Source organism: Microcystis sp. LE19-10.1B, assembly GCF_027530565.1.
Taxonomy (GTDB): Bacteria; Cyanobacteriota; Cyanobacteriia; order Cyanobacteriales; family Microcystaceae; genus Microcystis; species Microcystis aeruginosa.
On sequence record NZ_JAPZQM010000535.1, the window covers coordinates 1 to 1,461 of the forward strand.

General features: G+C 35.1%; 1 pseudogene. It reads right to left on the reverse strand.

Features of this window, described 5'->3' with window-relative positions:
* Positions 1-721: 721 nt before the first annotated feature.
* Positions 722-1,196: pseudogene (locus O9332_RS19315) on the reverse strand (IS1634 family transposase); the annotation flags it as partial.
* Positions 1,197-1,461 lie beyond the last annotated feature (265 nt).

Here is a 1,461-nt window from a genome sequence, read left to right on the forward strand (position 1 = left end):
AGCAAGTTTCTTTGTTCTATGTTAAGATGTTGGGGGCTTCGTTTTTGGGTCTGATTTGTTTTTGTTAATGATCAGACAGTACCTGATGAGCCTTTCTTTGTCAACTCTTGAGGTTGATGCGTTTCATTTTTGAATTGGCGAAGGATTATTACAAAATAGTCTAGAAATTATTGCTTGCAATGAGGAAGATGCTATAACTATAGCTAAATTTCGAGTTTTAACTAAAAGTGCAGGATTATCCTTAGGAGATCGTGCTTGTCTTGCTTTAGGTAAACGCTTGAATTTACCTGTGTTAACAGCAGACAAAGTATGGACCAGTTTATCTCTGGGAATTACTATTACTTTGATTCGTTAAAGTTCATCATCATTTGACAAATACTTTTTAACAACTGAAAATTTGGAACTGCATTCAAAACAGTAATAAGGTGCGTTAATGAAATGTAACGCACCCTACAGGATTGGATATCACTAGAGATTAAAACCCACATTCCGCACTTTATGATTAAGTCGCAATAACGCCACCAAGAAAAACTGATTGAACCGACAAAATTTGTTGACATTAGAGAATTTTTACATCTGACTTCACCAAGAATAATTTGACAGAAGCAAGGATCGCTCAAGTTAGACATGGTTAAACTAAAGTGGCCTAATTTATTGGACACTTTTCGGGGAAAAAGTTTTTTCTGGGATTGACTTAAACTGAATTTGCTCAATTTGATTCTCAACTTACTTGGTAGTAATTTTGGCAATAAATCGAAAAATATTCAAGAATATCAAGAATCTCCTCAGTTAAATTACTGATGTGGCTTTGAGCATTAATCTTGACTAAATGAATCCCCTGTAAAATCTGAAATATCCATCTTAAAGTTGGTTTATCTGTGGCTTTACCAAGTTTATTTTTGACTTTTCCACCTTTCCTTTGTAGTTCCCCTCTTAACATTCTTTGTCCCAGACTATATACTAATAAGCATATTCCCATTAAAAAAACCATTGTTTCTATCCTTTTTGGGGTTTTCACCAAGACACTATCTGCTAGAAATAAGGGGTCTTTAATGAATCTAAATCCTCGTTCACAAGATTGTTGTGCTTTATATTCATCAAGCATTTCTTCCGCCGATAGGTTTTCCTTGTCGAGAACAGGCGATAATAAATCTTCCTGCTCTTTCTGTTTCGGCTTTAATAATTTGGCTCTTCTCTACTTTGTGTGATAAGCACTGATTATCATTCGTAGGAGTCTTGCTAGGCAAGGCTTTGAAGACTATATTTCTATAAAATTATCCCTATTCTTCTTCCCTCCACACAGAAACCAGAAGAGCCATAATTTCGGCTCTTCGTTACTTGTTATGGTTCGATAGGGGGGCATAAATCGACTAAATCCTTATCTGGCAAGAGACTTAATTGATTAGTTCGCTCTAGATAAAAAACAATTGACAAAAATCGCTAAATGCCTTTCTCTATAAG